This is a genomic window from Asinibacterium sp. OR53, from assembly GCF_000515315.1.
In the GTDB taxonomy this organism is placed as follows: Bacteria; Bacteroidota; Bacteroidia; order Chitinophagales; family Chitinophagaceae; genus Sediminibacterium.
In genome coordinates this window covers 2919684-2934784 of sequence record NZ_KI911562.1, presented here as the reverse complement: position 1 = coordinate 2934784, position 15101 = coordinate 2919684, and the positions used below count along the sequence as shown (strand labels likewise).

Here is a 15101-nt window from a genome sequence, read left to right as displayed (position 1 = left end):
TGCGTTGATCGTATGTTCTCAACTGCTGAAAAAACATCAAAGACCGCGTCATCAGCTCCTAAACAAGGAGCTGCCGGTAGTTTTTTCAGGAAAGCGGAAGAGTCTTCTTTTTTCGGAACACAGGAAACGCCCTCATTTTTCAACGGCGGAAGTTTCATACAACCCAAATTATCGGTAAGCAGTCCCGATGACCCCCATGAAAAAGAAGCTGATGCAGTAGCAGACCATGTGATGCGCGCGCCTGATACGGCAACACCTCAACTGAAACAGGAAGACAACGAAGTACAGCGAAAAACAGCGGCAGACGACAAAAAAAAAGAACTCCATCCCAAACTGGAAACACCGGCTATAACAGCTATACAGTGTAAAGAAGAAGAGGGTAATACTTCCGACACTGAAGTGATACAAACAGCTTTACTGCAAAGACACGGCCGCGCACCGCCAACTCCAGTAACAGGTTTTGAACAACAACTGGCCCACTCCAAAGGAGGAGGCAGTGCTTTGCCCGGTTCTACACGGCAGTACATGGAAACCAGGTTTGGCGCCGACTTCAGCGGAGTGCGCATTCATACCGGCGCCGTAGCAGAATCACTGAGCAGCAATATACAGGCACAGGCATTCACACACGGTAACGATATTTATTTCAATACCGGTAAATATGCACCCGATACAGGGGCAGGTGGATTATTGCTTGCCCATGAATTAACACATACTATCCAACAAGGCGCCAGCAAATCTGTTGCATCCAACGCTCATCCTGTTGCGCGCAAACCCATCTTACAACGAACAGCGTCTGACCGGCCTGTTCCTTCGCAATTGAATAATGCCGTAGCCAAAGCCAAATCGGAAGTAGGCAAAGTAAATGCCGATAAAGAAGGTCCTGATGGATACCGCACCGGTTGGGAACGGCTAGTAGAATATTTCAAAACAACACTCGGAGCCGATAAAGTATTGCCGCAAGGCGCTGCTATGGTGCAGGGTGCCGTTGCGGAACAAGATATAAAGAAACAACGAAGGGTTAATGGACTGCCGCCCGCTAATCCACGCCCTGCGAGTGGACCTTATCAAAGAGATGCTATGCCCAGTTGGTGTGGCATATTCGTGTTCTGGTCGCTCCATAAAGGCGGCGTGCCCCTGAAGCCCTGGATATTGGGCGGCCATAATATAGACCTGAACGCAGCTTATCCTCCCGGTTACCATCCCAAAGCAGGTGATATTGCTTACCGCGACAGGTTTTCCCATTACGCCATCGTTGAAAAATCAAGTGGCGATACGGTTACAACAGTCAATGGTAATACGGCCGGTGAAGACAACCTGGGCGGACAAGTGCAGGTAAAAGACCATCCTCTCGCCGAATGGACAGGCTTCTTCGATCCATTGATGATGAAGAATGGAGAACTGGGTGCAGGCGAACAGGCCGCAGAAAGCAAACCCAAAACGTTGCGCGAACTGCGACAGGAATTATTCCATGTGAACAGGAAAATGCAGGACGGCCCCGAGCCTGAAAGAGAAATGACCGAAGAAGTACACCTGCAAGCCAAACAGGAGCCGCTGAGTAACTGGCAGGTGAACGAGAGCGGCCGGTTAACACATGCACCACCAGTTGTTCAACCTTCCGCTGTGCAAGCCAAAGAAGAACCGGTGCAACAGAAAGAGGAAGAGCACAAAGAGGAAGAAGAAAAACGCACGCCTGTACCGGTACAATTGAAAACAGTTGAACCCAAAGTGCAGCGCTCCTGGTTGAGTGATGCATGGTCAACCGTATCGAATGCAGTGGGCGATCTTGTATCGCAGGGACTTGAAGCCGGCAAACGCATCCTATTAAGAGAGGCACGCGATTTTGCAATGGCTATTCCAGGTTATCGCGCATTGCGGGTGGTACTGGGTGAAGACCCCATCACCAATGAAGTAGTTGAAAGGAATGGTCATAATTTCATAGAAGCGGCATTCGATATTATGCCGGGTGGCCGGTTATTGCACCAGAAACTGGAAGAGTTGGGTGCACTCACCGATGCGGAAGCATGGGTAGATCAACAGATAGCCAACATCGTATCTGTTGTACACCGCATTATTACCAGTATTGAAAATTTCTGGTCAAGCTTGTCGTTGGATGATCTGGGCAGTCCACAACGCGTATTCGAACGCATTGGTAATATTATCCACGACACCATCAGCAGTATTGTGCGTTTTGCAGAGAATGCCGCAAGTGAATTACTTTCTATTGTCAAACGCTTCCTGCTGAACCAACTGGTTTCCTTTGTACGTGAACATACCACGGCTTATCCCCTGCTCTGCGTGATATTGGGAGAAGACCCCATCACGCACCAGCAGGTAGCGAAGAATGGAACGAATATCCTCAACGCATTGCTGGAACTGGGCGGTGAAGAAGGAAGAGAGCAAAGACGCCAGATGCAGGACACCGGCACTTTCCAACGGATCGCAGCGTGGATTGATCGCGGCATAACGGTATTCAGTAATGCCTATGAACAGATAAGGGCGGGCATTGCATCGATATGGGATTTTGTGTCCATCGAAAGCCTCATGCATCCCATCGACACCTTCAATCGTATTTACAACATATTTGCGCCGCCGATACAGCAGGTATGGAATTTTGTGCGCGATACTGCGGTGGTGATATTGCGTTTCATCAAAGAAGTATTGCTGCGCAGGTTGTCGAACTGGGCAAGAACAGTGCGCGGATACCAGTTGCTCACCGTGATCATTGGCAAAGATCCTTTCACAGATGAGGTCGTTCCGCGCACAATGGAAAACATCATCCGCGGATTCATGAGCCTGATGGAAGGCGGACTGGAACAGTTCAACCAACTGAAAGAATCCGGCGCCATCGACCGAACCACGCAACGCATCAATGCAGCGGTTGACCGGCTTAACATGACGCCTGCCGGCATTGTACAACTGTTCAGCAATCTCTGGCATTCCATGAGCCTGAACGATCTCATCCACCCGATCGATGCTTTCAGGCGCATCGTGGCTACATTCGGAGAACCCATTGGCCGGCTCATTGCCTTTGTAGTAGAGATTGTCAAAATTGTGGTGGAAGTGATCCTGCAGGTGATGAATTTCCCCACCGATCTTATCAGCAATATCATCACCAAAGCCATGCAGGCTTTTGAAATGATCAAGCGCGATCCGGTAGGCTTCCTCAAAAACCTGCTGCGCGCCATCAAGGAAGGATTCACACAGTTCTTCAATAATATCCTCAGGCATTTACTGAATGGACTCACGGGCTGGTTGATGAGTGAATTACGCGATGCCAATGTACCGGCGCCACAAGACTTCTCTCTGCGAGGCATCATTAGTTGGGTATTGCAGGTATTGGGGTTGAGCATGGAAACCATCTGGCAGAAATTGTCGGAACACCCGCGGATAGGACCACAACGTGTGGCGCGCATACGCAGCATGATCAATACACTCGAAGGTATATGGACTTTCATAAGAGATGTTCAAGAAAGAGGTATTGCGGCTATCTGGGACAGGATACAGGAGCAATTGAGCAACCTGTGGAATACCATATTGGATGCTGTGAAGAATTGGATCATGGAGCAGATCGTAAACCGTGTGGTAGCCAGGTTGCTGAGTATGCTGGACCCTACGGGTATCATGGCCGTGATCAACAGTGCGATTGCTTTGTACAGGGCTGTACAATCTTTCATCCGTTACCTGCGAGAAATGCTCACGGTGGTGAATTCGTTTGTAGAAGGCGTGGTAGAAATAGCGAGCGGCAACACCCGGCGTGCGGCCGACTTCCTGGAGAACAGTCTCGACAGGGCCATGCCCATCGTCATCGGATTCCTTGCTAACCAGGTAGGTTTGAGTGGCGTTGGACACCGCATTGCCGAGCTCATCGGGGCTGCAAGGCAGTTGGTAGACAGGGCTGTGACATGGCTGGTGAACCGGGCTGTGGATACAGGCTTCGCTTTATTCGAGCGGTTGATGGCTGCGGGAAGAAGTGCGGTAGCAGCAGTGCTTGATTGGTTAGGATTCAGGGAAAGATTTGCTACGGATAATGGAACAAATCATACCATATATATAAGAGATTCCGGGCAGGCACCAACACTGATTATTGAAAGTTCTCCTGTAGACGTTGCTACTTTCTTTAACCAACAGGAAGCCGCTATCACTGCGTCCTCAACCATGACTACCACAGATAAGAATACTAAACTAGGAAAGATCACACATGGAAGGAATTTACTCCAAGGATTACAAACATTAATGAATAGCGCCAAAGCAGCAAACAATTCAAATCCGAGGATCCCGCAAATGATTGTAGAAATTATTGGCGTCATAAAAGAAATTGAACCAGGCGGTACACAAGAAATGGTTCCTGCCGCTGAATTCAATCCCGGATTCTTAAATGCCAAAGCCGGGTCATTCTCTGCGAGATATGTTTACAAAGGCGGTACCACAGCTGCCGGTGTTGCCATACCTAAAAACCATGTTGATGGAACCGAACCAACAGATGCAAATTTGGTTGATGCGTGGAGGATATTAACAGGCCTGCAGTTGAGCAGCAGGTGGGTAAGGTTCCATATACTGAACAGAGAAGTAGGTGGTATTGCTGCCGATTCTAATTTAATTCCTACACCTACTTTGATAAATAATGAGTACAAAGATGCTTTGGAGACCGATTTAAAAGGATATTACAATTCGGGGTTACCTGTTTGGCTCCGGGCTTCGGTGACTTACCGGCCTATTTATAATTCTCTGTTCCCGAACAGGTATTCAGCACAGGCCGGTGCGATGAAATATCAAAATAATCAATGGGTTGAGGACCCTACAAAGCAAAAAACATATAGTGCGGGCATTGACCCCCCTGAAAATGTAGGCTTTAATATTAATCTGGCTTTAACTGATGCAGATGTTCAGTATTTCATTGTCAATATGTCAACAGTAACAAGAGATATGATTGATATTTTAAGGGCAAGGAGACCGTCAAGCGGTTATGCCTATTATCGTCAAATGGAAAGAGCGCTTGCATCGGAAGTTTTTGGAAGGGACGTTCTATCTTTTGATCCTGAAGTTATTAGTGCACTGAGTCCTACCCAGGCACAATCGAACCGAATAAGTGCTTATAGAAGAGGATTGTCAAGTGTAAATTGGATTTTCTAAATAAATTTTAAAATTATGGCAACCATTTTTAAAAGACGCAGACGCAGATCCATCACTGCCAATGAGGGCAAGTTCTTTAAAAAAGAGAATACCCAGGAACAAAGTTTTTTCAGCGGCGCTGATCATGATGGATTTTTCCAGCCGCAGCCGCAAACACAGCAGGTGCAACGAAAATGCGCTGAATGCGAGAAAGAGGAAAGAGTACAGCGTATGAGCGATGATAAAAAGGAAGAGGATAAAACCGTGCATCGCGAAACGGATAAAAAAGAAGAAGACGATAAAAAGTTGCACCGGCAAGCTGATGGAGCTGCTACTGCCTCAGGCGGTGCAGCTTCTTATGTCCATTCGCTCAATGGCAAAGGCAGTCCGCTTCCGGCTTCCACAAAGCATTTTTTTCAGCAACGTATGGGCGTTGATTTCAGTCAGGTGGCCATCCATACGGAAAAGGAAGCCTCCGATTCTGCAAAAGCCATCAATGCAAAAGCCTATACAGTGGGCAATCATATTGTATTCAAAGAAGGCCAATATGCACCGGATACATACGAAGGGAAAAAACTGCTTGCACATGAATTAACACATGTGGTGCAGCAGGCAGGAGCCATCATGCGCAAAGTGAATCCGGTGATCCATGAAGACGATGATAAGACTGCTTTGAGACCGGTTTCAGGTAAGGGAACGCTTACCGGTAATAAAACCAACAATGGCAGTGCTACGGTAGATGTTAGTGCGCAAACGACCGCCAATTACGATCATGGGACTTTTACAACAACCAGCGCCACCAGCACCCGCGCAACAGGTTGCAGTAATTGTGGGTCTGCACCCTGCGCTACCATGAGTGGTGTCATGATATCGGTATTCCATGCGCATCCGGTTATTGCGCCGCCTGTTATGCCGTCCGGACTCACACCCTGTCAGCGGTTGCGCGTACAACATTTCATCAATAACGTATTGATGCCGCACGAAAGACAGCATGTGGCGGCATTCAATACATATAATGGAACAGTCCGTACACCGTTTACGGTAACTGCGTGTCATACAGACCAGGGATTGAGCGATGCGCTCCTCCCCTTGCACAACAGTATCGATGCCAGCCGCATTGCTGCGGCCAACGCACAGAGCGATGCGCTGGACCCTTTCAATACTACAATAGACATTGATTGCCAGGAGCCGCAAGCCCCTGCTTCCCCATCGCCTAAAAAACAACAGAAGAAATAATATCTCTGCCTATGAAGCCCATAAACTCAGCCAACTCGCGGACGCTTTCTACACTGTGGCCGGGAAACCCGGCCAACTCGCGGAAGTCATCTGCACATGAAGCCGGGAAACCCGGCCAACTCGCAGAAGTCATCTGCACATGAAGCCGGGAAACCCGGCCAATTCGCAGAAGTCATCTGCACATGAAGCCGGGAAACCCGGCCAACTCGCAGAAGTCGTCTGCACATGAAGCCGGGAAACCCGGCCAACTCGCGGAAGTCATCTGCATATGAAGCCGAGAAACCCGGCCAACTCGCGGAAGTCATCTGCACATGAAGCCGAGAAACCCGGCCAACTCGCGGAAATCGTCAGCATATGAAGCCCGAGTACCCGGCCAACTGTTGGAAACCAGTTATTTATGAGCCCGATGAAGTCAGCCAACAATTATTAACGCGCTGCAACCTAACCCCATACCCGGATCGTTGTACATAATAGTTTAGCATATAATGCAGTACCTTAACGTAAAATACAACCTGTGATCTACCAGTTAAACCATAACAATACGGTACCATCATTGAGGATTGCCCTGGATCATTGCAAAACCCTGATCGGATTGCGTTTGCAGGCGTATTTCGACAACGGCTCTTTCGACCCGGTTGCCTGGCTCAAAGAACAATATCAAAATGAACCACCAAATAAAGGCTGGCTCTCTTTTATCCCCTTGCAGGAATACGCTGAATGGCTCGTGGTCATGTTAACATTGGCGCCCCATGTGTATCCTAATTTTTTTGAATCCCTGATCGTAACACACCTGCCCTCCGGTGGCGATTTCCCCGAATTTGGCGGTGTAAAAGCGGCTAATCATCGAGGCATGTTGCCTACCGGTGAAACGATCCAGTTCATTATAGCCGGAGATGATATGGAAAAACGACTGCAACTACAGGAACTTTTCCGTGAAACACATTTCTTTTACCGCCAGGGTATTTTATGGCTGGAACCGGTCAAAGAAGGCGAACCGGTAATGAGCGGACGAATCGTGTTGCCGCAGGAAAATATAGAACGCATCTTATTCGGTCGTGAGTCGGCACCACGTTATGGGCTCGACTTCCCCGCCAAACAAATCATTACGGCCATGGAATGGAACGATGTGGTACTGCATCCGCGCACCATGCAACAGGTAAAAGACATCAGCACCTGGCTCAATCACCATCACCGTTTTGCGGAGGACAATAACTTGAGAAGAAAGATCAAACCCGGTTACCGTGTGCTCTTTTATGGGCCGTCGGGAACCGGTAAAACGTTAACAGCCGCACTGCTGGGTAAAGAATTCGGCAAAGATGTTTACCGCATCGACTTATCACAGATCGTAAGCAAATACATTGGTGAAACGGAAAAGAACCTGGAAGCCGTTTTCAAAAGAGCAGAGAGTAAAGACTGGATATTATTCTTCGATGAGGCCGACGCACTCTTTGGCAAAAGAACCAGTGTTCAAAGCTCGCACGACAAATACGCCAACCAGGAAGTGAGCTATCTCCTGCAACGTGTGGAAGATTATCCTGGTCTGCTCATCCTGGCCTCCAACTTCAAGAATAACCTCGATGAAGCCTTCCTGCGTCGTTTTCATTCTGTAGTACATTTCCCCATGCCCAATACCGCCGAACGGCACCATCTCTGGAAAAAAACAATGCCTGCAGGCTTGCAACACGATACATCTGTGAACCTCCTTGAACTGGCTGATCAGTTCGAGCTAACGGGTGCTTCCATCCTGAATGCCGTACAGTTTGCCACTTTGCAAAGCTATGCCCGTGGTGATGGCACGCTATTGCAATCAGACCTACTCGAAGGCGTGAAAAAAGAGTTCCTGAAAGAAGAGAAGTCTTTTTAAAATTACCTTTGTGTTCATTAAATGGCGAACATGATTCAGTTGCTTTTGGTAGAAGACGACCAGCGTATTGCAGCATTGATCAAGCAGGGGCTGGAAGAACAGGGATTTGAAGTAACAGCTGCCTATGATGGTTTGATGGGAAAAAAACTGGCTGTTAACAGGTCATACGATATCATTATCACCGATATCATACTACCCAACCTGAATGGAATCGACCTGTGCAAAGAGATCAGGAGCGTTAAGCCCGATGTTCCCATTATCATGCTCACAGCCCTTGGCACCACCGACGATAAAGTAGAAGGATTTGATGCCGGTGCCGACGATTACCTGGTAAAACCCTTTGAACTGCGGGAATTACTGGTAAGGATACGGGCATTGCTGAAAAGAAGCGCTTCCAACAACCAGGTGCAGGGATTCATATTGCGGTATGCCGATATAGAAATGAACATGCATACCAAAATTGTAAAACGAAACAACAAAGAAATTGAGCTGACGCCCAAGGAATTGAAGTTGCTCGAATACATGATGCAAAACCCTGAAAGGGTGCTGAGCAGAGCAGAGATCGCTGAAAAGGTTTGGGATACTGCTTTCGACACCGGTACCAATTTCATCGATGTGTATATCAACTACCTGCGGAAAAAGATCGACAAAGACTTCGATACCAAATTGATCCATACCAAATCGGGACTCGGGTTCATCTTCAAAAAAGAATAACATGCAGATCAGGACCAGGCTAACATTATTGTTCACTGCACTGGCAGCAGCCATTTTGCTGGCTTTTGCACTGATCGTGTATGTTTCTTTCTCTCAAACAAGGGAAGATGAATATTACAAAAGGCTTAAACAGCAAGCTACCATCAAAGCCAACCTGCTGTTTGATACGAAAATCGATCCGGGGGTATTACAGTTGATTTACAAGAACACCCCCGATCCTTTATTCCAGGAAGAAGTAGCTATTTACGATACAGGGTTTCATTTATTGTACCACGATGCGGTAGATATCGATAAAGTGAAAGAAACCCGCACTATGATCGACCAGGCCATTGCACAGAAAGAACTCCGGTTCTATGTAAAAGACATGCAGGTGGTAGCATTCATTTATACACGCCAGGATCACACTTACGTGGTCACTGCAGCGGCAAAGGATGGCAACGGCCTGGCCAAACTGGCGTCTTTGCGTAATACGTTGCTGGTTGTATTTGTAGGTGCCATTGTGCTGATCTTTTTGGCCGGCCGGTTTTTTGCGCGGCAGTCGCTCAAGCCGGTGGCCACCATGGTAGATAAGGTGAAGACCATCACGGCTACCAACCTCGATTTCAGGGTAGCCGAAGGTAACCGGAAAGATGAGATCGCCTCCCTGGCCATCACCTTCAATGAAATGCTCAACCGCCTGGAAAATTCATTCGATGCCCAGAAACATTTTGTATCGAATATCTCCCATGAATTGCGAACGCCGCTGACTGCCATGCTTACAGAGCTGCAACTGACTGCATCGAAAGAAAGGAGCAACGAAGAATACAAGGGGGCGATCACACATATCATCGGTGATACCAAGAAGATCATCCGCCTTTCCAACAGCCTGCTCGACCTGGCAAAAGCCAGTTATGATCAAACTGAAATAGCGTTCAAAGAATTACGGATAGACGAAGTATTACTCGACGCACGCAACGATGTACTGCACAACCAGCCTGGTGTGAGCATCAATATCCGTTTTGAAAAAGAGATCGAAAACGATGATTTCGTTTCAGTGCAGGGTAATGAATACCTGCTGAAAGCAGCTTTCAGTAACCTAATGGAAAACGGCTGTAAATTTTCGGCGAATAAACAATCTACTGCTTCTATCTCGTATGATCAGCAACATGTGATCCTGCATTTTGCCGATACAGGTATAGGAATACCAGCCGATGAGCTGGCACATATTTTTACTCCTTTTTACAGGGGAAAGAACAAACAATTCACCGATGGAAACGGCATCGGCCTTCCGTTAACACAAAAGATCATCAAACTGCACAATGGTGACCTGAGCGTGCATTCCCGTGTGGGTGAAGGCACGGTTTTTACCATTGAAATCCCACATATTTAGTGCTTGATATCAACTAACGAAACCTTCCTATCTTAACTATATGAAAAAGCTCAAGCAGATTTTTTTTGTAATACTCCTGGTCATTTTGTTGACAGGCGGCTATTGGGGGTTGAAGTTTTATTCGAACAATCCTGAAACCCAAACGATGAATGAGGCAGCAAGAAAAAATGCGGGTGGCCAATTCATCCAATTGAGCGGCGGCGTCACGCATTATCAATCAGATGGTGCCGATACCGGCAAAACGGTTATACTGGTTCATGGGTTCAGTGTACCCTATTATATCTGGGATGGCACCTATGACAGTTTGGTAAAACAAGGTTTTCATGTGATCCGTTATGATGAATTTGGCAGAGGGTTTTCAGACAGGCCAGATGCTGCCTACACCCCGGTACTCTACAGGACGCAGTTGTTGGATCTGATCTCTTTGCTGCACCTGAAAGCCCCGGTAAATCTGGCAGGCGTTTCATTTGGTGGTGCGGTGGTTGCTGATTTTGCTGTGCATTATCCGCAAATGGTTGATAAAATCATCCTGGCTGACCCTGTATATTCTTTTGCCAATAGCGCAGAGCTGGAAATAGTAACCAACTATAAAATGGCATTGAATCATGAAAAGCAGGCTGCCGGTCAGTTGGAAGATTTTAAATACCCGGAAAAATTTCCCGATTGGGTAAGCCGGTATCGAGTGCAGATGCAATACAAAGGTTTCCGGCACGCATTGTTATCGACAAGAAAGAATTATTTGCGCGATACCATCGTTTCCAACTATGATCGCCTCGGCAGACTGAACAAAAAGATATTATTAATCTGGGGAAAAGACGACCAGACCGTGCCCTTTCAATACAGCGATTCCATTCGAAATCACATAAAAGTTGACTTCTTTCCTGTAGATGATGCAAGGCATTTGCCTTTTCTGGAAAGGCCGGAATTAGTGAACCCCAAGATTGTTTCCTTTTTGAAGGAATGATATCATTTCCAGCCTCATATATCAACCCTCTAATTTTTTTCTAATAAATTTCTAAAAGCACTCTAACAGCCTTTTTATCAAGAGATAATTACTTTTGTGCTGTCAAAAACAAACCGACCCACCAATGGATGCAGACCCCTATTCTTTAAACGGTAGCCATCCCTCCTAACCTGCCCCGCTTTTGCTGTGCAGTTTGGAATATGATGGCTGCACAAATGAACAGCAATGAGCGTTTTGGATTTTACTTTAAGACTCGCCCTGGCACATGTATTGGGTGCTATTATTGGAATTGAGCGTCAATGGCGCCAAAAAAGCGCCGGCCTCCGAACCAATACCCTGGTAAGTACAGGCGCCGCTGCATTCATCCTGTTGTCGCTTTCTCTCACCGGTTCCAGTGGCGACCCGAGCCGTGTGGCATCACAAATTGTAACAGGCATTGGTTTCCTGGGCGCTGGTGTGATCATGAAAGATGGCATGAGTGTGCAGGGACTGAATACAGCCGCCACCATCTGGTGTTCTGCAGCAGTAGGCTCCCTTGCCGGAGTAGGATTGCCTGTTCAGGCAGCGGTGCTGACTACAGCAGTGGTACTCACACACTTGCTCCTGCGTCCATTGGGCAACAAGCTGAGCAAATTTTCATTTACCCCTTCAGAAGATACGCAAACCGAATACCTGTTTACCATCAAATGCAAACAGGAAGTGGAGAACCATCTCCGGGTATTGCTCATGCAGTACCTGGGTAATGACGACAGGCTGCTGCTGCGTTCCCTGACCAGCAGCGATAATGGCGATCCATCCAATGCCATCATTACCGCTGAGATCAAAACATTGTCACCACAGGAAGTATTGATAGAAAAAGTAGCCAGCCGGCTTACCATAGAAAGAGACGTTATGAAAGTAAGCTGGGAGGTTACAGGACAACAAACCGATGTATAATGAAAACAGACTTTAATTGGCTCAAAGCCATTCTACTGGTAGCTGTGTTGGTATTCTTAACGGATATGAACCTGGCATGGTACAAACATCCGATGAACGGTATACCGGTACTCAAGTATAGCATTATCGTATTATCGGCATTGCTGTTCGTTATCATCGTACTGAATTTCACAAGCAAAAAGAAAACAAAAAAATAACCGCATGCTCTCCACCGTAAAAGATAATATCAGGAACAGGTTTCATTTTTCTATCAATGGAAATGGGATCAACGAAGGCGCTGTTCAGAAACTCAAGCTCGTGAGCAGCAACGACAGCGACTATTTTTTCCATATCATGGAAAGTAACAACGCCGGGTTGAGCGATGCACAGGTGGCCGATAAGCTCAAAACCGTTGGTTTGAATGAAGTGCAGCACGAAAAAGCTCCTTCCTGGTTCCGTCAATTGATGCAGGCGTTCGTGAACCCGTTCATTGGCATATTGGTGGTGATTGCCATCATTTCATTCATCATGGATGTATGGATGGCCAAGCCTGGAGAAGAAGAATACAAAACGGTGATCATGGTGGGTGTGATGGTAATGGTGAGTTCCCTGCTGCGTTTCGTACAGGAATACAGGAGCAACCGGGCAGCAGAACAATTGAAGAGCATGGTAAAAACCACGGCCACTGTAATCAGGCGGCCGGAAGGCAAAACAGAAGTGGATATCAAAAGCCTGGTACCAGGTGATATTATCCTGCTTTCTGCCGGCGACATGATCCCTGCCGATTGCCGTATTATCCAATCGAAAGACCTGTTTGTAAGCCAGGCCATGCTCACCGGCGAATCATTGCCCGTAGAAAAAAGAAATATTCCCATCCGTGATGCTGATAAGAAGTCGCCACAGGAACTGGATAATATCTGCTTTATGGGAACGAATGTAGTGAGTGGTACAGCCACTGCTATCGTGGTTACCACCGGTAACCAGACTTATTTCGGCTCATTAAGCAAATCGATCATTGGCAAAAGGGCTGAAACCAGTTTCGATAAAGGCGTGAACAAAGTGAGTTACCTGCTCATCAGTTTCATGCTGGTGATGGTGCCGCTCATTCTTGTCATCAATGGATTGATGAAAGGCAACTGGATGGAAGCCCTCCTGTTTGCCATTGCCGTAGCGGTGGGATTAACACCTGAGATGTTGCCCATGATCGTTACAGCCAACCTGGCCAAGGGCGCTGTGAATATGAGCAAACGTAAAGTGATCGTTAAACGCCTGAATGCCATCCAGAACATAGGCGCCATGGATGTATTCTGTACCGATAAAACAGGTACGCTGACCCTGGATAAGATCGTATTGGAACGTCACCTGAACATGTTTGGAGAAGAAGATGAAGAAGTATTGAAATGGGCCTACCTGAACAGTTATCACCAAACAGGTTTGAAAAACCTGCTGGATCTGGCTGTGCTGGAACACGCAGAACTTCACGATTATTTAAAAGTGGAAGACCACTTCCTGAAAGTAGATGAAATACCTTTCGATTTCCAGCGCAGGCGCATGTCGGTTGTGTTGAAACAGCGCAATGGCAAACACCTGCTCATATGCAAGGGAGCCGTGGAAGAAATGCTGGACCTGTGCAACAGGGCTTTTGATCCGGGTGAAAACAGGCAGTTGCATATAGAATCAGACAGGGTGATCCCTATGGATGCAGAGATGCGCTCCATTGTATTGAGTACATCCAAAAGGCTGAACGAAGAAGGACTGCGTGTGTTACTGGTAGCCATCCGCGAATTCGATGACAGGGCACTCACCTATTCTGTGGAAGACGAGAAAGACATGATCCTAACCGGCTTCATCGGCTTCCTCGATCCGGCCAAACCATCTGCCAAAACATCTATCGAAGCCTTGCAGAAGCTGGGTGTAAGTGTAAAAGTACTTACCGGAGACAACGAAGTGGTGACCAAGAAGATATGCCGCGATGTAGGTATTTCTTTCGATAGGATCATGCTGGGCAGCGACCTGGAAAAAATGACCGACGAAGCATTGCAGAACCAGATAGATGATATAGCCATACTGGCCAAACTGAGCCCCATGCAAAAGTCCAGGGTGGTAAAAGTATTACAGGCAAAAGGCCATACGGTTGGTTTCATGGGCGATGGCATCAATGATGCGGCAGCTTTAAGAGACGCAGATGTAGGCATCAGCGTGGATACAGCGGTGGACATTGCCAAAGAAAGTGCGGACATCATTTTACTGGAAAAAGACCTGATGGTATTAAGGAAAGGAGTGATCTACGGCCGGCGAACTTTTGGAAACATCATCAAGTACATCAAGATGACTGCGAGCAGTAATTTCGGTAACATGTTCAGCATGTTGGGAGCCAGTGCTTTCCTCCCCTTCTTACCTATGCTGCCGGTACAATTGCTGGTACAGAATCTCCTGTATGATATTTCGCAGGTATCCATTCCCTGGGACAAAATGGATGAAGAGTTCCTGCAAAAGCCCAAAAAATGGGATGCTTCAGGCATATCACGGTTCATGGTTTTCATCGGACCCATCAGTTCCATATTCGATTACGCTACTTTCGCACTCATGTTTTTCTTTTTTAAAGCCAATTTGCCGGAACACCAATCATTGTTCCAGAGCGGATGGTTTATAGAAGGGCTGCTTTCCCAAACATTGATCGTGCACATGATCAGAACCCGTAAAATTCCTTTCATACAAAGCTGGGCGGCTGCACCGGTGGTGGCATTGACTTCCATTATCATGCTCATTGGCATTGTACTTCCGTTCACCCCATTTGCCGCAGCATTGAAGCTGCAGCCGGTTCCATTTGTCTATTTCCCATGGCTGGTATTGATCCTCACCAGTTATTGTTTGCTCACACAAGCAGTTAAAAACTGGTACATAAAGAAATTCCACCAATGGTTGTAATG

Annotated in this window: 9 protein-coding genes; all 9 read left to right on the top strand. The window is 47.1% G+C overall.

The window, feature by feature from the left end:
• Positions 1-12: 12 nt before the first annotated feature.
• Positions 13-5130 carry a DUF4157 domain-containing protein gene (locus SEDOR53_RS18635; protein ID WP_051416643.1) on the top strand — a complete coding sequence of 1706 codons (5118 nt, stop codon included), beginning with the start codon at positions 13-15 and terminating at the stop codon, positions 5128-5130.
• 15 nt (positions 5131-5145) lie between these two features.
• Entirely contained in the window at positions 5146-6345 is a 1200-nt protein-coding gene (locus SEDOR53_RS17960) for a DUF4157 domain-containing protein (RefSeq protein WP_037361269.1), read from the top strand.
• Between the two features lie 514 nt (positions 6346-6859).
• Complete coding sequence (locus SEDOR53_RS0112995) at positions 6860-8209, top strand: ATP-binding protein (RefSeq protein ID WP_026770117.1); 1350 nt, start codon at positions 6860-6862, stop codon at positions 8207-8209.
• Between the two features lie 30 nt (positions 8210-8239).
• Positions 8240-8923 carry a response regulator transcription factor gene (locus SEDOR53_RS0112990; RefSeq protein ID WP_198018928.1) on the top strand — a complete coding sequence of 228 codons (684 nt, stop codon included), beginning with the start codon at positions 8240-8242 and terminating at the stop codon, positions 8921-8923.
• Between the two features lies 1 nt (position 8924).
• Entirely contained in the window at positions 8925-10292 is a 1368-nt protein-coding gene (locus SEDOR53_RS0112985) for a HAMP domain-containing sensor histidine kinase (protein ID WP_026770115.1), read from the top strand.
• 40 nt (positions 10293-10332) lie between these two features.
• A complete protein-coding gene (locus SEDOR53_RS18630; protein ID WP_051416642.1) occupies positions 10333-11256 on the top strand; it encodes an alpha/beta fold hydrolase in 924 nt (307 codons plus the stop codon).
• Positions 11257-11481: 225 nt separating this feature from the next.
• Positions 11482-12192, top strand: coding sequence for an MgtC/SapB family protein (locus tag SEDOR53_RS0112975; RefSeq protein ID WP_026770114.1), 711 nt, complete (start codon positions 11482-11484; stop codon positions 12190-12192).
• The gene (locus SEDOR53_RS0112970) at positions 12192-12389 is read left to right on the top strand and encodes a hypothetical protein (RefSeq protein ID WP_026770113.1); all 198 of its coding nucleotides are present in this window, start codon (positions 12192-12194) and stop codon (positions 12387-12389) included. The genes SEDOR53_RS0112975 and SEDOR53_RS0112970 overlap by 1 nt, the downstream gene beginning before the upstream one ends.
• A 4-nt stretch (positions 12390-12393) precedes the next feature.
• Complete coding sequence (gene mgtA, locus SEDOR53_RS0112965) at positions 12394-15099, top strand: magnesium-translocating P-type ATPase (protein WP_037326489.1); 2706 nt, start codon at positions 12394-12396, stop codon at positions 15097-15099.
• Positions 15100-15101 lie beyond the last annotated feature (2 nt).